The sequence below is a fragment of the Pseudomonas sp. PHC1 genome (genome assembly GCF_046487845.1).
In the GTDB taxonomy this organism is placed as follows: Bacteria; Pseudomonadota; Gammaproteobacteria; order Pseudomonadales; family Pseudomonadaceae; genus Aquipseudomonas; species Aquipseudomonas sputi.
In genome coordinates this window covers 19,529-36,993 of the sequence record NZ_JBJXHJ010000016.1, presented here as the reverse complement: position 1 = coordinate 36,993, position 17,465 = coordinate 19,529, and the positions used below count along the sequence as shown (strand labels likewise).

Genomic DNA, 17,465 nt, shown 5'->3' with positions numbered 1-17,465 from the left:
CTTTGGCGGGTTTGGCTGGCGGTTCTGCCGGTTCAGCCGCGTCTGCCGTTTCGGTTGCCATAACCGGTGCAGCCGGTGCGTTGATCAGCTCCGACAGGGCATCAGGCTGGCTCTTGAACGCCCGGGCGAACACATCGCGGTTCTTTGCCATGAAGATCCCGACTTCTTCCACTTGCTGCTCGCTCAACGAAGGAACGGCTTTTTCCAGCACTTCGGCCAACAGTTCGGCCAGTTCGAGCATTTTGTCATGACGGTCAGCTTCGGCTTTATCCATGAACAAGCGCTCCAGATCTCGGCTGCTGCGGTATACCACTTCGACGGCCATTCACCACCTCACATGCCTTCACATTAAGTTGTCTTTGCGACTACTGTATCGATATACAGCGAAAAGGATAAGCGAATCCCTGCGCTTTGGGTAGTGGCATTTCAATGTAGACCGGATTCGTATTTTGTCAGCCCGACGCCTGCGCACAGGTGCGACCAAACGCCACGGCGCGGGTTTCGCGGCAGCTCGCCATGATGGCGTGGCCTCTTTTCTGCATGCATCTGCGTACGTGCGCAATAACCGTCACGTCCAACGCGCAACATCCGCTCGAACCGGGCTAAGGAACCTTCATCGTGAAAATCAACTGGGCCGAGAAACTGCGGCAAAACGTGCATCAACTGGCCGAGTCCCTGGGCAACCTGTTCGTCGAGACTTTCCACTACCTGGCGCTGTTCGCCATTGGTGCGGTGACCGCCTGGGCGGCGGTGATGGAATTTCTCGGGATGCTCGAGGAAGGGCACATCAAGATCGATGACATTCTGTTGCTGTTCATCTATCTGGAACTGGGGGCGATGGTCGGGATTTATTTCAAGACCAACCACATGCCGGTGCGCTTCCTGATCTACGTGGCGATTACGGCACTGACGCGGCTGCTGATCTCCAACGTCTCGCACCACAATCCGCCGGACATGGGCATCATTTACCTGTGCGGCGGAATTCTGCTGCTGGCGTTCTCGATCCTGGTGGTGCGTTACGCCTCGTCGCAATTCCCTTCGGTGAAAATCGAGAACCCGCACCGCAAGATCGGCACGGGTTCCAGTGAACATCCGGAAGTGGAGAAGGGCGAACTCTAAAGGCCGGCAGATGATCCGGGCAGGTGTTTGATCTGACGCGGTGGCGGAGTGATTCCGTCGCCGCGGGTCATGGCATCGAGGATCGCCATGGCGCTGTGGCCCTGCTCGATGGCGATGCCGAACTGAATGCTTTGCACCAGGCGTTTGAGGCGCTTGGGATCATTGCGCTGTTCGGCGCTGATCATCCGTTTGGCGACGATCCGCCCGCTGTTGGAGAGGGTCAGCATGATGCTGCCGTCGAGCCCCTGAATGCTCAGATTGATCTGATAGTCCGGCGCGAAAGCATCGGTAATGATCTGAAAAGGATTGTCCATGATGCGTCACCGCCTGATTGAACGTGCAGTTGTTGACCGGCCTTGATCGGGTTGGTTCGCCAAACCTGACCATCGGCCTTTCCGTGGTCCTGTCTCCTTCAGCGATGTAGCAAGGGACATGCCGGGAATATTGTCGAACAATGAAACCGGCCAAAAAAGAAGGCGAGCCCGTGGTTCGCCTTCTTCATTGGCGGCCCGTTTCAGGGCAGAACCGAGTAGATGATCGCTGACAGTGCAATCAGGCCGATCAGCACCACGAACACGTTGGACGCCTGGCCCGAATACTGGCGCAAAGCTGGCACGCGGCGGATCGCGTACATCGGCATCAGGAACAGCAGGCAGGCAATCACCGGCCCGCCGAGGGTTTCGATCATGCCGAGGATGCTCGGGTTGAACGTTGCCACGGCCCAGCAGCTGAGGATCATGAACAGCGCGGTCGCACGGTTCAGCCAGCTCGCCGGCATCACCCGACCACGGCTGCGCAGGCTTTTGACGATCATGCCCTGAAAGCCTTCGCTGGCGCCGATGTAGTGGCCGAGGAAGGACTTGGTGATCGCCACCAGCGCAATCAGCGGCGCAGCGTAAGCAATGACCGGGGTCTGGAAGTGGTTGGCCAGGTACGACAGGATCGAGATGTTCTGCGCCTTGGCCGCTGCCAGGTCCGCCGGCGACAGCGCCAGCACGCAGCTGAAACAGAAGAACATCACGGTCACCACCATCATGCCGTGGGCCATGGCAAGGATGCCGCTGCTCTTGCGTTCGGCCTGCTCGCCGTAGCGTTGTTTCTGCTCGACGGCGAACGCGGAGATGATCGGCGAATGGTTGAACGAGAACACCATCACCGGAATCGCCAGCCACAGGGTCTTGAGGAACACCGACATTTCCATCGGTTCTTGAGCACTGGCGAAGAACGCGCCGTTCCAGTTCGGAATCAGGCTGATGCCGAGCAGCAACAGCGCGGCCACGAACGGATACACCAGCACGCTCATGGCTTTGACGATCACGCTCTGACCGCAACGGACGATGGCCATCAGACCGAGGATCAGCGCCAGCGACAGCACCGCGCGCGGCGGCGGGGCGATGTGCAACTGGTGTTCGAGGAAGCTGCTCAGGGTGTTGGTCAGCGCCACGCTGTACACCAGCAGGATCGGGAAGATCGCGAAGAAGTAGAGCAGCGTGATCAGCTTGCCGGCGCCGATGCCGAAGTGTTCTTCCACCACTTCGGTGATGTCACCGCAGCGGCCCGACAGCACGAAGCGAGTCAGGCCCCGGTGCGCGAAGAAGGTCATCGGGAAGGCCAGCAACGCCAGGATCAGCAACGGCCAGAAGCCGCCGACACCGGCGTTGATTGGCAGGAACAAGGTGCCGGCGCCGATGGCGGTGCCATACAGGCCGAGCATCCAGGTGGTGTCGAATTTGCTCCAGCCCTTGTGGGCGGTTTCGTTGTTGCGTGTGCGATCTGCAGCAGGATTTTCGGCAGCAGGTGTACGTACATCGGTCATCGTTTTTGCCTCGTTATTATTCTTGCTCGGGCTCACGTGTTACGGGCGGTCAGGGAGCGCTCCTCAGCACTCCACCCAGCTCACGGCCAGGCCGCCCCGTGAAGTCTCTTTGTATTTGTCATGCATGTCGGCGCCGGTATCGCGCATGGTGCGGATCACCCGGTCGAGGGAAATGAAGTGTTTGCCGTCGCCGCGCAGGGCCATTTGCGTGGCGTTGATCGCCTTCACCGCGGCGATGGCGTTGCGCTCGATGCACGGCACCTGCACGAGGCCGCCGACCGGGTCGCAGGTCAGGCCGAGGTTATGTTCCAGACCGATTTCGGCGGCGTTTTCCAGTTGCTCAGGTGTGGCGCCGAGCACATCGGCCAGGCCCGCAGCGGCCATGGCGCACGCCGAACCGACCTCGCCCTGGCAACCGACTTCGGCGCCGGAAATCGAAGCGTTTCTCTTGCACAGGATGCCGACCGCTGCCGCGCCCAGAAAGAACGCGACCACGTCATCGTCCGACGCGTCCGGATTGAATTTCATGTAGTAGTGCAGGACGGCCGGGATGATTCCGGCGGCACCGTTGGTCGGCGCGGTCACCATGCGCCCGCCGGCGGCGTTTTCTTCGTTGACGGCGAGGGCGAACAGGTTGACCCACTCCATCGCCGACAGGGTCGAGCTGATGACGTTCGGCTTGCCGATTTCCAACAGGCTGCGGTGCAATTTCGCAGCGCGACGGGGAACATTCAGACCGCCAGGCAGGACGCCTTCGTGGCGCAGGCCCTGCTCGACGCACTCGCGCATCACCGACCAGATGTGCAACAGGCCCTGACGGATCTCGGCGTCGCTGCGCCAGGCCCGTTCGTTGGCCATCATCAGTTCGGACACCCGCAGGTTGTGCTGCTTGCACAGCGCCAGCAGTTCGACGGCGCTGGAGAATTCGTAGGGCGACGCGACGTCGCCGGCCGGCGCTGCACCGGATTCGGCTTCGGCCGCTTCGATGATGAAACCGCCGCCGACCGAGTAGTACGTCTGCTCGAACAATGGGCCGGATGCACCGAAGGCTGTCAGCGACATGGCGTTGGGGTGGTAGGGCAAGCTCTCGTCCAGCAGCAGGAGATCGTACTGCCAGTTGAAGGCAATCGAACGTTTCCCGGCCAGAGAGAGCTGGCCGGTCTCGCGCAGTTGCTGGATGCGTGGCTCGATGGTCGACGGATCGATGCTGTCCGGCCATTCACCCATCAGCCCCATGACCGTTGCGCGGTCAGTGGCATGGCCGACGCCGGTGGCCGAAAGCGAGCCGTACAAACGGATTTCCACCCGCTGCACATCGTTCAGCAAATGCTGATCGATCAGGGCTCGGGCGAAGGTCGCGGCGGCGCGCATCGGGCCTACCGTGTGGGAGCTGGAGGGACCGATGCCGACTTTGAATAGATCGAAAACACTGATAGCCATGCTAAACCCTTACAAGCAATGGAGTAGGAATCGCTGCCATTTTTTGTAGGACAAGCGCAATGTCGGCGATACTGCCTACCTCGCTTCAACGTGACTAACGAAACTTCCTAAGTAAGCCTTTAGCAGGACTAAACCATGAGCCGTCAATTGCATGCCCAGACTTACGTCTGGCTGCAGGTGTTTTCCTGTGCCGCGCGGCACCTGTCATTCACCCGCTGTGCCGAGGAACTGCACATCACGCCGGGAGCGGTGAGTCAGCAAATCCGACAGTTGGAAGAGCGGCTGGGTTTTCGCCTGTTTCACCGCCGTGCGCGGGGCGTGGAGTTGAGTGCGGAGGGGCAGCGACTGGCGATCACGGTCAACGAGGCTTACGGCAGCATCGACGCGGAATTGCGTCGCCTGGATGCGGGGATGATCAGCGGGATTCTGCGGGTTCGTTCGATTCCGTCGTTCCTCAGCAAGTGGCTGACCCCGCGCCTGCCACGCCTGCAACAGCGTTACCCGGACATCCAGTTGCGGCTGGTGGCCGAGGACAGCAGCGTGCCGTTGCATGAAGGGGATTTCGACCTGGCCATCGACCTGAACGACGGCAGTTATCCGGGACTGTTATCCACAGCCTTGCTTGACGAGCAGATTTTCCCGGTGTGCGCGCCGGGCCTGTTGCGTGGACGGCCGCCGCTGCACGGGCCGGCGGATCTGGTGCATTTCCCGCTGCTGCACGACATCACCGCCTGGCGCGGCAGCTATGAATATGCGGAGTGGGAGTTTTATCTCAATGCCATCGGTTTCGAGGGCGCGGATGTGCGGCGCGGGCACACGTTCAATCGCAACCACCTGACCATCGAAGCGGCGATTGCCGGCATGGGCGTGGCGATTGCCCGGCGCACGCTGCTCAACGACGAGCTGGAGCGGGGGACGCTGATCGTGCCGTTCGGGATTTCGGTGCCCAATCACAAGCGTTATGTCTTGCTCTATGCGCCGGGGGCGCTGAGCCATCCGGGCGTGCGGGCGGTGCATGACTGGCTGGTGGAAGAGGCGGGGATCTTTCGCAGCCTGCACCCGTTGGGTGATGGCCAATTGTGAGCAGGTTTTTCGGGGTGGCGGGGCGACCCAACTCCCGACCTTACCAGCGCCTTACTCGGTTGTCCGGCTTTTTTTGCGAATGAATATTTATCTTTTTTAAGGGGTTGAAATGTTCGTCCGGCGGGCCGATTGTTGTAATCAAGGGGTCACGAAATCCTGTTCCAGGCCTCTTGCGAGCTAGCTGAAATAAGGGATGAACTATGCAAATCCAAGTCAACAGCGACAACCATATTCAAAGCAGCAAACGACTGGAGGAGTGGGTACGCACCACCATTGAGAGCACGCTCGACCGTTATGAGGAAGACCTGACCCGTGTCGAAGTCCATCTGAGCGACGAGAACGGTGACAAACCAGGTCCTCATGATTTGCGCTGCCAGCTGGAAGCGCGGCCAAAAGGCCATCAACCGATTTCCGTCACCCACAAAGCCGATTCGCTGGAGCAGGCGATCGATGGCGCCGCCGAGAAACTGGAGCACGCGCTGGAGCATCTTTTTGGCAAACTGCGCGGCAAACCGCGAGCCGCTGTGGTGCCATTCACCAGCAAAGCCAGCGACAAGCTGTTGGCGGAAGAGTTTGACGAGAACGAACAGGCAGCGATCAACAGTTGATGCGCTGATTTTCCAAGCCACCCAATGAGAAAGGGCCTGCAAGTGCAGGCCCTTTCTGTTTTCAGCAGAGTCAGAAAGCCACTGAAGTCTGCACATACACCGTGCGCGGTTCACCCACATACTTGCCCTTGTTGTTGTCATCGAACGAGCGGGTGAAGTGCTGGGTATTGAAGATGTTCTTTACCCCCACCGCCACGTTCAGATCCGACAGTTGCGGGCCGAAATCATAACCGGCGCGGCTGCTGAACAGCATGTAGCCGGGGATCTTGCCGGTGCTGCCGTCGGCGCTTTCTTTCGAGGTGTTGGCGTTGTCGGCGAACTGGTCGCTCTGGAAGCTGCTGTCCAGGTTGAGTTTCCACGGGCCTTCGGTATAACCGACGCCGATCGTGCCTTTGTGTTTCGACGAGAACGGCACACGATTGCCCTTGTTCGGCCCGTCTTCGCGGATGGTCGCGTCGACATAGGCGTAAGTGGCGTAGACATCGAAGCCGGCCAGCGCCGGGCTCAAATCGTCGAGCGCGTAATTGACGCTGGTTTCGATGCCCTGATGCCGGGTTTCGCCACGGGCGATCACCGAATCGTTGGTCTGGTTGCTTTCGTACTGGTTGTCGAAGTTGATCAGGAACGCACCGATTTCCGCGCGCAGTGCACCGTTGTCGTAGCGGGTGCCGACTTCCCAGGTGCGGGCCTTCTCCGGTTTCACTTCGCCGCTGCTCACGCGGTTGGGCATCTGACTGTATTGCACGCTGCCGAAGGAGCCTTCGGTGTTGGCGTACAGGTTCCAGCGATCGGTCAGGTGATACAGCACGTTCAGCGCCGGCAGCGCGGTGTTGTAGTCGCCCTTGTATTTGACGTTGGTCAGGTTGTTGGTCTGTTGCGATTCGATCATCTCGTAGCGCACGCCCGGCGTAATGGTCCACTTGCCGATGTCGATCCGGTCATCGACGAAAAACGCATTGGCCTCGGTGCCGCCACGGGTGTCGCGGTCATTGCGGCTGTTGGTGGTCGGATACTCGTTGCTGCTGATCGGCGTGCGATAGCGCAGTTCGTGGCCGGCTTCGTTGATGTAGCGATACCCGACGCCGACTTCATGGCTGGTGGCGCCGAGGTCGAAGCCCTGGGCAAAGCGGGTTTCCAGACCGCGAACCCAATATTCGCGCGGCGACAGCGAGAGGAAGGTGCCCTGGTCCAGATAACCGCTGCGCAGGGTCTTGGTGAAGAAGGTATTGGCGGTGAATTCGCGGCGATCTTCCTGATAGCGATAGCCGACATTGAACATCGTGCGACGGCCCCAGAACTGGTCTTTCGGCCGGGTCGACTGATACGGATCGGCATCGTAATCGGCGACATTCAGGCCGCCAGGCATGTCGGCCTTGCCTTCGTAATACTGGGCCATGGCGTTGAAGCTGTTGGCGTCGTCGAGCTGGTATTTGCCCTTGAGGATCAGGTCGTCGATTTCTGTATCGCTGTGCTCACGCCAGTCGCCACCGCGAGTGCCGGAGTACAGCAACGCGCCGCCCAGGCCATTGGCATGGGTGCCGCCGGCCAGCAGGTTGGCGCTGGTCTTGAAGCCGTCATGGCTCGACGATGGGCTGGTTTCGGTCTGGAATCCGCCTTTTACGGTCGGCTCGTCAGGAATCGCTCGGGTCACGAAGTTGACCACGCCACCGACGTTTTGCGGACCGTAACGCACGGCGCCGCCACCACGCACCACGTCCACCGCATCCATGTTGCCCATGCTGATCGGCGCGAACGACAACTGCGGCTGGCCATAAGGCGCGAACGGCACCGGGATGCCGTCCATCAACACCGTCGAACGTGCGGCCAGACGCGGGTTGAGGCCGCGAATGCCGAAGTTCAGCGCCATGTCGTGGCTGCCGGTGCCGTTGTTTTCCGGGGCGTTGACCCCGGGAATGCGGTTGAGCACATCGCGGGCCTGGGTCGCGCCCTGGCGTTCGAACTCTTCGCGACGAATCACGTCACGGGCACCGGGATGTTCGAAGACGTTGATCTGCGCCGCCTCACCGAGCCAGTCGCCGACCACTTTCGAGGTGTCCAGCTCCAGGGCGCCGTCGTTCGACGGTTGCAGGCTGAAGGCATTGCCACCCTCGGCGCGGGCTTGCAGGCCGGTGCCTTCAAGCAGTGCATTCAGACCTTGCTCCGCTGTGTAGTTGCCCTCCAGACCACGGCTTTGCACACCGCTGGTGATTTGCGAGCCGAACGAAATCAGCACACCGGCTTCACGGCCGAACTGGTTCAGCGCGTTTTCCAGCGACGATGGGGCAATGTGATAAGCCTTGGTTTCGGCGGCCAGCGCAAAGGGCAGGGCACTGAAGCTCAGGCTGGCGCCGAGGACGAGGTTGCGCAGGGTTCGGGCCAGCGGCGTGAGGCGGGTGGGGTGCATGGAGGTCGGTCCTGAGAAGGTTGAATCAAGGGGGCTTTCCTTCTCTGTCACGCCAGATCTGAAAAACGGCTCATTTATTTTTACGGCTGATCAAGCCTTGGCTTCGACCGTCACCCAGTAACGAGTAAAACGCTTCACTTTTACCGGCAGGCTGATTTCCAGCAGGTCGAGAATCCGCTCGCTGTCGTCCAGTGGGTAAGTTCCGGAGATCAGCAGGTCAGCGACCTTCGCATCGCAATGGAGCTGCCCGCGACGGTAGCGACCGAGTTCATCGAGGAAGTCGCCCAGGCGCATGTGCGCGGCCACCAGCATTCCATCCGCCCAGGCGCCGCTGTTGGCGTCCAGCGGTTTTGCAGCACTGACACCGGCGGTGCTGAAACTCAGTTGTCGGGCGACCGGCAGCAGCATCGGCGCGCGACCTTGTGCGTTCAGTTCGACCCGGCCTTCAAACAATGCAACTTGCGTACGGTCGGCAAACTGCCGCAGGTTGATCCGTGCGCCCTGGGTTTTCAGCAGGCCTTGGGCGGTTTGCACTTCGAAAGACCGGGTGGCGGTGAGCAGTATTTCGCCTTCGAGCAGACGGATCAGACCATCGCCCCGGACATCCGCCGCACTCGCGGTGTTGAGCTGCAACTGGCCGCCGGCGCCAAGCGAAATCTTGCGTCGTTGACCGACGGAGCTGCGGTAATCGGCCAGCAGCGACGGCAACGGATTGTGCTCGCGTATGCCCCAGGTGACCGCCGAGCCCGCGCCGAGAATCAGCAACAATTTCAGGGCCTGACGTCGACTGCCGGACGTTGGCGCATTCAACGCGGCGTGGGCCAGTGGCGACGACAATCCGCGCAGCCGCGAGTTGACCCGTTGAATGTGCTCCCACGCCCGGCGGTGTTCGCTGTGGGCGTCGATCCATTGCTGCCAGGCCTGTTGCTGGCGCGGGTTCAGCGGGCCCTGCTGCATTTCCAGCAACCAGTGCACCGCCTGTTCGGCGACCTGCGCGGAAAAATCCATCGGCGGGTTCACAGGGCGAAGTAGCAGCGCATCGCTGCTTTATTCAGATGACGTTTGACCGTGGCCACCGAAATGCCCAGTTCGGCGGCGATCTGCGGATAGGTCAGGCCATCGACCTGCGCCAGCAGAAATGCCCGTTTGACGGTGCGCGGCAGGCCATCAAGCAACTGATCCAGCTCCATCAGGGTTTGCAGGATGATCGCTTTCTCTTCCTCCGAAGGCGCGACCATTTCCGGCATCTGCGCGAGGGTGTCGAGGTAGGCGCGCTCCAGATCCTGGCGGCGGTAATGATTGAACAGCACGCGCTTGGCCAGGGTGGTGAGGAATGCGCGCGGTTCAATGATCACTGGCGGTTCGCGAGCGGTCAGTACCCGGATGAAGGTGTCCTGGGCCAGGTCGGCGGCGCTGTCCGGGCATCCGAGCTTGCGCCGCAGCCAGCCGGTGAGCCAGCTGTGGTGGGCCTGATAGAGCGATTCGACGGGATGGACAGACGACAACGGCATTACTCCGGGCGCATGTGGGATGCGTTAGAGAACAAGAATTGTTCGCATTGTAGGGTTGCAAGTGATGGTCGGCAATCAGACTCTTTTGCGTATGAGAATATTTATCATTAATATTGCTCGCCTGTCGTTCGGCGTGTTGGCCGAGCGTTAACCGTTTCAGGGTCGAAACATGAAAGCCAAACTCGCCACACTTCCCATGTCCTATCGTCTGTCCGTCACTTCGCGAGTGCTCGCGGCGGTGTTCGGCGGCTATCTGGTCGCGGCGCTGGCCAGTGTCGCGCTGACGCTGTGGCTGCCGCTGAGCCGCGCCGAGGCGGTGGTGACCGGCATGACCGTTTCGTTTCTGGTCTATCTGGTGGCGGTGCTCTGGTGTTTTGCCTGTCGCACGGCGTGGTCGGCGTGGGTCGGTCTGCTGGTGCCGAGCGTGATTCTGGCCACCGTTTCCGGAGCTGCGCGCGGTCTGGGTCTGGCATGAAAGAGGGTTTCCGGCAGGCGATGGCCTGGCTGCACACCTGGATCGGGCTGGTCTTCGGCTGGCTGTTGTTCGCGATTTTCCTGACTGGAACCCTGGCCTATTTCAAGGACGAAATCAGTCACTGGATGCAGCCGGAAATCCCCGCCCGCCCGTTGAATGCCGAGGCCAGCCTGACCCTGGCGCAGACTTACCTGCAACAGCACGCGGCCGGCGCTTCACGCTGGTTGATCGACCTGCCTGATGCCCGCGACCCTGGCCTGGGTGTGCGTTGGCAACAGGCCCCGGCCAAGCCTGGCGAGCGCGGTCAGTTCATCAGCAAGACCCTCGACGCGCAAACCGGCGCCGAAGTGCAGGCCCGGGAAAGCCTGGGCGGCGAGTTCTTCTACCGCTTCCATTTCCAGTTGCAAATGCCTTATCCGTGGGGCCGCTGGCTCTCGACCATCGCCGCAATGGTGATGTTCGTCGCCTTGATCACCGGGATCATCACCCACAAGAAAATCTTCAAGGACTTCTTCACCTTCCGTCCGCGCAAGGGCCAGCGTTCGTGGCTCGACGGCCACAACGCGGTGGGCGTGCTGGTGCTGCCGTTTCATCTGATGATCACCTACAGCAGTCTGGTGATCTTCATGTCGATGGTGATGCCGGCGAGCATTCTGGCTTCGTACGGCAACAACGTCCGGGCGTTTTACGACGAGGTGTTTCCCGCCTCCAATGTTCCTGAGCCTGCCCGTCAACCGGCGACACTGGCACCGCTGGCGCCCCTGTTGCTGACGGCCGGTGAGCAGTGGTCGGGCGGGCGTGTCGGGCGTATCAGCGTGAACAATCCGGGCGATGCCAACGCCTCGGTGGTGATGTCCCGCGCGGGTTCCGACCGGGTGGTGAACGATGCCGGCAGCGCGGTGGCCTTCAATGGCGTCAGCGGGCAAATCATCGGCACCCCGCCGGAACAGCCGATGGCAATGGCGATTGCCGGCAGTTTCTACGGTTTGCACATGGGGCACTTTGCCGGGCCGGTGTTGCGTTGGCTGTATTTCATCTGCGGTCTGGCGGGCACGGCGATGATCGGCACCGGTCTGGTGATCTGGCTCGGCAAGCGCCAGCTCAAACACGCCAAAAGCGGTGTGATGCCGTTCGAATTGCGGCTGGTGGAAGTGCTGAACATTGCCAGCATGGCCGGACTGGTGGCGGCGGTCGCCGTGTTCTTCTGGGCCAATCGTCTGCTGCCGGTGAATCTGGCCGGGCGTGCCGATTGGGAGGTGAACGGGTTCTTCATCGCCTGGGGTTTGAGTGTGGTGCACGCAATGTGGCGTCCGGGGCGCAAGGCCTGGGTCGAACAGTTGTCGCTCGGAGCCGCGCTGTTTGTCGCGGTGCCGGTTCTTAATGGCTTGACCTCTTCTTACCACCTCGGCGTGACAGTGCCCGAAGGTGACTGGGCCTTGGCCGGTTTCGACCTGACGTGTCTGGGCAGCGGCCTCTTCCTCGCCTGGGCGGCGCGGAAAATGCAGCGCGCCGGACACACCGTCAGCGTGAAAAAAACAGCCCGCGAAAACGCCCGGCCGATCACCCTTGAGCAAGGGGCGAACTGAATGCTGCTGCCGCTGTTGCTCTGTTATTGCGCTTTTACGGCGCTGTGTCTGGCGATGCCTCGGCATCACGAAGAGCTGCTGGGTCAAAAGCCTTCGGCCCGCCGTCGGCAGGGTTTGAAACTTTCGGGCTGGCTGTTGCTGGGGTTGTCGCTGTGGGCGGCGGTTGCCAGGAAGGGCTGGAGTTTCGGTCTGGTCGACTGGTGCGCGGTGTTGATGCTCAGTGCGCTGACGCTGGTGCTGTTGTTGCCCTATCGCCCGCGCCTGGCATTGGCCATGGCCGGGTTGAGCCTGCTCGCCAGCCCGGTCGCTGCATGGGCCTTGCACTGACATGCTGATCGGCCATCCTCCCGAGCACCGCGACGACGAACCCCACGGCGCCCGTGCGCATTTTCTTCAGGTGTTCCTGTCCCAGCGTTCGCAGATGGAAGCACTGGTAAGCCGGCGCGTCGGCTGCCGGGCGACGGCGGCGGATCTGGTGCAAGACCTGTTCCTGCGGTTCTGGCGTCGGCCGCTGGTGCAGGTCGAAGAACTCAGCACTTACCTGTTGCGTTGCGCCGGCAACATCGCCATCGATCATTTGCGCAGCGAAGGCGCGCGAGTGCGGGTCAACGAAGGCTGGCAACCGGATGAACCGGACAGCAGCGCCAGCGAACCGCAGGCGGCACTCGAAGCGGGCAATGATTTGCGCCATGTCGAAGCGGCCTTGCGCGCCTTGCCCGAGCGCACGCGGCAGATCTTTTTGCTCAATCGCATCCACGGGCGCAAGTACGCCGAGATCGCCAAGGCCATGGGCCTGTCCCAAAGCGCCGTGGAAAAACATATGATGCGCGCCCTCGAGGCCTGCAAGGCCAGCCTGCGCGAACCCGCGCCACGCACGCCAGGGAAAGCACCGTGAATAACTCCGACCGCGTTGTCCCGACGCCCGCGCAGGAACAGGCCGCTTTCGCCTGGCTGAGCCTGTTGCACGACCGCCCGAGTACCGGCGATCAACTCACGTTCAGTCAGTGGCTGCATGCCGATCCGGCTCACGCCGAGGCCTACGCCCAGGCGCAAGTGGTGTGGGAGTTGAGCGAAGGGCCGGCCCGCACCCTGGCCGATGAAGATGCGCTGGCGTTGCAGGGTTTGCTCAACGCGATGGATCGACCACGCCGTGCACCGCTCCGGCGCTGGGCCGGCGCGCTGGCGATGGCGGCGTGTCTGCTGTTGATGATCAGCCTCGGCAGTGGTTGGCAGCCGCAGCGCTGGATCGATGATCTGGGCGCCGATTATGTGTCGGCCCCCGGCGAAATCCGCACCGTGACCCTGGCCGATCAGTCGCAGGTCACGCTGGATGCGGACAGCGCCATCGCCGTGGATTTCAGTCGCGGCGAGCGGCATGTTCAATTGCGCCGCGGCGCCGGATTTTTCAGCGTGACCCACACCGGCGATCCTTTTGTGGTCGAGGCCGAGAAAGGCCAGGCGCGGGTGCTGGGCACGCAGTTCGAGGTGCGCCTGCAACCTCGTGGTGCGCAAGTTACCGTGCTGTCCGGACGTGTCGGCGTGACGGCGTCCCGTGATGACCAACAGCAGGTTCTCACCGCCGGCCAGCAAGTGGCGTATGGTTCAGGCACCGCAGAAAAACAGCAGGCCGTGGACAGCGAAGCGCAGTTGGCGTGGCGGCAGGGCTGGCTGACGTACTACAAATCGACGCTGGCCGATGTAGTGCAGGATCTGCGACGTTATTACCCCGGACGAATCGTGTTGCTCAACGACGAACTGGGCGCGCGCAAGGTCAGCGGCAGCTTTCCGAGCAAGGACCCGCAAGCGGTGTTGAATTCGCTGCAAGGGGTTCTGGGATTCGAGCAGCATCAGGTGTTGGGCAAGCTGATCATCCTGCGCTGAAAATATTTTCAACTTTGTGGTGAGGTAAACCCGGACGCCATCCGTGTAGTGACTGAAACTGCGAGTCATTCGCATCCGTTGCGGTTCTACACAGGTCATGAGCAATGAAGTCCAGGGCAAAATCGGGTTCGGTCAAACAGTGGTTAGGCGTTTCGGCCTTGAGTTTTTCGGCATTGGCCCTGTTGCCGATGAGCGTGGCGCTGGCCGCTGAAACCGTCAGCAGTCAGCCGCAAAAGCAATTCAGTTTTTCCCTGGCTGCCAAGCCGTTGCCGCAGGCCCTGAGCGACTTCAGCCGTGTCACCGGGCAGAGCGTGGTTTACACCGATGAAGCGCCGTATGCTCTGAGCGCTCCAGCGATCAACGGCCAGATGAGTGCCGAACAGGCGCTGCAGCGTCTGCTCGCCGGCTCCGGCCTGACCTTCCGCCGCACCGACAGCCACACTCTGGCGCTCGAACCGCAACCGACCGCAGGCGCGCTGAACCTCGGCGCGACCACCATCACCTCGGTGGTCAATCAGCCGATGAGCTACCAGCCACCGGAAACCAGTTCGGTGATGCGCTCTTCCGCTTCGCTTCAGGAAATCCCCCAGACCGTCAACGTGATTGCGGCTCAGGTCATTCGCGATCAGGCACCGCGCAATCTCGATGATGCACTGGCCAACGTCAGCGGCATCACCCAGGGCAACACCTTGGGCAGCACCCAGGACTCGGTGATGACCCGCGGTTTTGGCGACAACCGCAACGGCTCGATCATGCGCGACGGCATGCCGGTGGTGCAGGGCCGCGGCATGAACGCCACCGTGGATCGCGTCGAAGTGCTCAAGGGCCCGGCCTCGCTGCTCTACGGGATTCAGGACCCGGGCGGCGTGGTCAACATGGTCAGCAAGAAGCCCGAGCTGGAGCAGTACAACGCGCTGACCCTGCGCGGCTCGACCTACGGCGACGGCAAGAACGGCAGCGGCGGCTCCTTCGACAGCACCGGTGCGCTGGGGGATTCCGGCCTCGCGTATCGCATGGTGCTGGACCACGAAGACGAAGATTACTGGCGCAACTTCGGCACCCACCGCGAAACCCTGATCGCGCCGTCGCTGGCCTGGTATGGCGAGCGCACCAAGCTGTTGTTCGCATACGAGCACCGTGAATTCCTGACCCCGTTTGATCGTGGAACCCTGATCGATCCACGCACCAACCATCCGCTGGACATCTCGCGCAACGAGCGGCTCGACGAGAAATTCAACGACATGGAAGGGCGCTCGGATCTGTATCACTTCGAGGCCGATCACGAACTCAACGACGACTGGAAAGCCCATTTCGGCTACAGCTGGAACCGCGAAACCTACGACGCCAGCCAGGTCCGCGTAACGGCGATCGACACCCAAAAAGGTACCCTGACCCGCAACATGGACGGCACCCAGGGCGCGATCAGCACCGACCGCTTCACCACCGCCAGCCTCGAAGGCAAGGTCAACGTGCTGGGCATGCAGCATGACCTGGTGTTTGGCGTCGACGACGAGTACCGCAAGATCTACCGCGCCGACCTGATCCGCCAGAAAAGCCTGAGCACCTTCAGCTACGTCAACCCGGTCTACGGCCGCGAAGTCGAAGGCACCACCGTCAGCCCGGCGGACAGTGCGCAAACCGATCTGCTGCGCAGCGACTCGGTGTTCCTGCAGGACTCGATCCACCTCAACGACCAGTGGATTCTGGTGGCCGGCGGGCGCTTCCAGGAATACGACCAGTACGCCGGCAAAGGTGTGCCGTTCAAGGCCAACACCGACAGCAACGGCCAGAAATGGGTGCCGCGCGCCGGTCTGGTGTATCGCTACACCGACGCGTTGTCGTTCTACGGCAGCTACACCGAGTCGTTCAAACCCAACTCGACCATCGCCCCGCTGAGCGGCAGCAGCACCGTGCTCGACGGCAGCATCGCACCGGAAGAAGCCAAGTCCTGGGAGCTGGGCGCACGTCTGGATATGCCGGGGCGCATCACCGGCAACATCGCCCTGTTCGACATCAAGAAGCGCAACGTACTGGTGGCCAATGCCGAAGGCCCGACGACGATTTACAGCGCTGCCGGCGAAGTGCGTTCCCGGGGCCTGGAAGTGGACCTGACCGGCCAGCTCACTGATCGTTGGAGCCTGATCGGCAGTTACGCCTACACCGACGCCGAGCTCACGGAAGATCCGGACTACAAAGGCAACAGGCTGCAAAACGTGGCCAAGAACAGCGGCTCGTTGTCGGCGGTTTACGACTTCGGCAGCGTGATCGGTGGCGATCAGCTTCGGGTCGGCGCCGGCGCGCGATATGTCGGTGAACGAGCGGGTAACGCGGTGAATGATTTCGATCTGCCGAGCTACACCGTGGCCGATGCCTTCGCCACGTACGACACAAAGGTCGAAGGGCAGAAGGTCAAGTTCCAGCTCAACGTGAAGAACCTGTTTGACCGCACCTACTACACCTCGGCGGCAAGCCGGTTCTTCGTGTCGATGGGCGATTCACGGCAGATTTCGCTGTCCAGCACGCTGGAATTCTGATCAGCGCAAAAACGCCTGGCGATAGTCGCCGGGCGTGCCACCCAGCACCTGACGAAAGCGGTTGGTGAAATGGCTGGCACTGGCAAATCCGCACGCCAGGGCAATCTCGCCCAACGGCAACGCCGTGCCCCGCAATAACTCCCGCGCTCGGCTCAAACGCCGCGCCAGCACATACTGGTGCGGCGGCAGGCCGAAGCTCACCCGGAACATCCGGGCAAAGTGGTATTCCGACAACGCACACAACCCCGCCAGTTGGCCGAGGCTGATCGGCTCGGCCAACTGGCTGTCGATGAACTCAACCAGTTGCCGGCGCTGATGCGGCGCCAGACCGCCCTTGAGGCGCAAGCCGTGGCGTACGCCGACCTGACTCAACAAGGTGTGGCTGATCAGTTCGTGGGCCAGGCTGCTGGTCAGCAGGCGCTCGCCGGGTTCGTCCCAGTTCAAGGTCAGTAACTGGCGAAACCGTCGGGCCTGTTGCGGATCTTCCAGAAAGGTCTGTTCGCGCAGCTGCATTTCCCGAGGCTCGCGATCCAGCAGCGTGACGCAACCCAGGGCAAATTGTTCGGCGCTGAAATACAGGTGGGCCAGACGAATATCACCGTTGATGACCCAACCCGATTCGTGGTCGGCCGGCAGGATGCACAGCTTGTCCGGACTGCCTTTGTTTCCGGGGGCGCCACGGCGGAACGTGCCGGTGCCGCCGGCGATGTAGCAGGAGAGCGTGTGATGACTCGGCGCTTCATAGTCGCGGGCGTCGTGGTGGTTGGTCCACAAGGCTGCGGACAGGCCGTCCCCCAGCTCGGCGCTGCGCACAAGGCATGCGTTGGGCGAGCTGTTTAAGGCTTGGAAGACTTGCAGGGTATCGATGGCGGACATGATCGGTTCTCTCCAACGCCTTGCATCCTACTCCGTAGACTTCGCGCTGCCAGCCGGTGGCCCGACAAAAGCGCAAGTTTATGCAAGCGAGGGCCGAAGGCGCAGGCGGACACTGAAACCCAATCGAGGAGT

At 61.6% G+C, this 17,465-nt stretch carries 16 protein-coding genes and 1 pseudogene; 9 read left to right on the top strand and 8 right to left on the bottom strand.

From position 1 onward, the window contains the following. Nucleotides 1-67: 67 nt before the first annotated feature. Nucleotides 68-325: pseudogene (locus tag ACKJSM_RS19265) on the bottom strand (YebG family protein); the annotation flags it as partial. Nucleotides 326-618: 293 nt separating this feature from the next. On the opposite strand from ACKJSM_RS19265, the gene ACKJSM_RS19260 reads away from it, so the two are divergent. Beyond that, nucleotides 619-1,119, top strand: coding sequence for a phosphate-starvation-inducible protein PsiE (locus ACKJSM_RS19260; RefSeq protein ID WP_007957255.1), 501 nt, complete (start codon nt 619-621; stop codon nt 1,117-1,119). Here the strand turns inward: ACKJSM_RS19260 and ACKJSM_RS19255 are convergent. The 3 genes from ACKJSM_RS19255 to ACKJSM_RS19245 form a co-directional block, all read right to left on the bottom strand. Next, nucleotides 1,116-1,433 carry a DUF3509 domain-containing protein gene (locus tag ACKJSM_RS19255; RefSeq protein ID WP_410238569.1) on the bottom strand — a complete coding sequence of 106 codons (318 nt, stop codon included), beginning with the start codon at nt 1,431-1,433 and terminating at the stop codon, nt 1,116-1,118. The two genes, ACKJSM_RS19260 and ACKJSM_RS19255, sit on opposite strands and share 4 nt — an antisense overlap. 200 nt (nt 1,434-1,633) lie before the next feature. Further along, nucleotides 1,634-2,935 carry an HAAAP family serine/threonine permease gene (locus ACKJSM_RS19250; RefSeq protein ID WP_410238568.1) on the bottom strand — a complete coding sequence of 434 codons (1,302 nt, stop codon included), beginning with the start codon at nt 2,933-2,935 and terminating at the stop codon, nt 1,634-1,636. Nucleotides 2,936-2,998: 63 nt separating this feature from the next. Beyond that, nucleotides 2,999-4,375 (bottom strand): L-serine ammonia-lyase, encoded by a 1,377-nt coding sequence (locus tag ACKJSM_RS19245; RefSeq protein ID WP_410238567.1) that lies wholly within the window; start codon nt 4,373-4,375, stop codon nt 2,999-3,001. A 135-nt stretch (nt 4,376-4,510) separates the two neighbouring features. Here ACKJSM_RS19245 and ACKJSM_RS19240 point away from each other — a divergent pair, with 135 nt between their 5' ends. Together ACKJSM_RS19240 and ACKJSM_RS19235 are read left to right on the top strand one after the other, a co-directional pair. Continuing rightward, on the top strand, nt 4,511-5,458 hold the full coding sequence (locus ACKJSM_RS19240) for a LysR substrate-binding domain-containing protein (protein WP_011332523.1): 948 nt from the start codon (nt 4,511-4,513) through the stop codon (nt 5,456-5,458). Between the two features lie 200 nt (nt 5,459-5,658). Further along, nucleotides 5,659-6,066, top strand: coding sequence for an HPF/RaiA family ribosome-associated protein (locus ACKJSM_RS19235; protein ID WP_339485849.1), 408 nt, complete (start codon nt 5,659-5,661; stop codon nt 6,064-6,066). Between the two features lie 70 nt (nt 6,067-6,136). Here the strand turns inward: ACKJSM_RS19235 and fecA are convergent, their stop codons facing one another. From fecA to ACKJSM_RS19220, 3 genes are all read right to left on the bottom strand, one after another. Next, nucleotides 6,137-8,470: a TonB-dependent Fe(3+) dicitrate receptor FecA gene (fecA, locus tag ACKJSM_RS19230; protein WP_410238566.1), complete on the bottom strand. Its 2,334-nt coding sequence runs from the start codon at nt 8,468-8,470 to the stop codon at nt 6,137-6,139. Nucleotides 8,471-8,560: 90 nt separating this feature from the next. Then, nucleotides 8,561-9,490 (bottom strand): DUF4880 domain-containing protein, encoded by a 930-nt coding sequence (locus tag ACKJSM_RS19225; protein WP_410238565.1) that lies wholly within the window; start codon nt 9,488-9,490, stop codon nt 8,561-8,563. Beyond that, nucleotides 9,487-9,981, bottom strand: coding sequence for a sigma-70 family RNA polymerase sigma factor (locus ACKJSM_RS19220; protein WP_339485844.1), 495 nt, complete (start codon nt 9,979-9,981; stop codon nt 9,487-9,489). Before ACKJSM_RS19220 ends, ACKJSM_RS19225 begins: the two co-directional genes overlap by 4 nt. Nucleotides 9,982-10,150: 169 nt before the next feature. Here ACKJSM_RS19220 and ACKJSM_RS19215 point away from each other — a divergent pair, with 169 nt between their 5' ends. From ACKJSM_RS19215 to ACKJSM_RS19190, 6 genes are all read left to right on the top strand, one after another. Next, nucleotides 10,151-10,456, top strand: coding sequence for a DUF3649 domain-containing protein (locus ACKJSM_RS19215; RefSeq protein ID WP_410238564.1), 306 nt, complete (start codon nt 10,151-10,153; stop codon nt 10,454-10,456). After that, on the top strand, nt 10,453-12,042 hold the full coding sequence (locus ACKJSM_RS19210) for a PepSY-associated TM helix domain-containing protein (protein ID WP_410238563.1): 1,590 nt from the start codon (nt 10,453-10,455) through the stop codon (nt 12,040-12,042). Before ACKJSM_RS19215 ends, ACKJSM_RS19210 begins: the two co-directional genes overlap by 4 nt. Continuing rightward, on the top strand, nt 12,043-12,369 hold the full coding sequence (locus tag ACKJSM_RS19205; RefSeq protein WP_410238562.1) for a DUF3325 domain-containing protein: 327 nt from the start codon (nt 12,043-12,045) through the stop codon (nt 12,367-12,369). It abuts the gene before it with no gap. Nucleotide 12,370: 1 nt separating this feature from the next. Next, nucleotides 12,371-12,937 (top strand): RNA polymerase sigma factor, encoded by a 567-nt coding sequence (locus ACKJSM_RS19200; protein ID WP_085611387.1) that lies wholly within the window; start codon nt 12,371-12,373, stop codon nt 12,935-12,937. Continuing rightward, nucleotides 12,934-13,923 carry a FecR family protein gene (locus ACKJSM_RS19195; RefSeq protein ID WP_410238561.1) on the top strand — a complete coding sequence of 330 codons (990 nt, stop codon included), beginning with the start codon at nt 12,934-12,936 and terminating at the stop codon, nt 13,921-13,923. The genes ACKJSM_RS19200 and ACKJSM_RS19195 overlap by 4 nt, the downstream gene beginning before the upstream one ends. A 104-nt stretch (nt 13,924-14,027) precedes the next feature. Then, entirely contained in the window at nt 14,028-16,457 is a 2,430-nt protein-coding gene (locus tag ACKJSM_RS19190) for a TonB-dependent siderophore receptor (RefSeq protein ID WP_410238560.1), read from the top strand. Here ACKJSM_RS19190 and ACKJSM_RS19185 read toward each other — a convergent pair whose 3' ends face one another. Continuing rightward, a complete protein-coding gene (locus ACKJSM_RS19185) occupies nt 16,458-17,333 on the bottom strand; it encodes a helix-turn-helix domain-containing protein (protein WP_236178199.1) in 876 nt (291 codons plus the stop codon). Nucleotides 17,334-17,465: the final 132 nt, after the last annotated feature.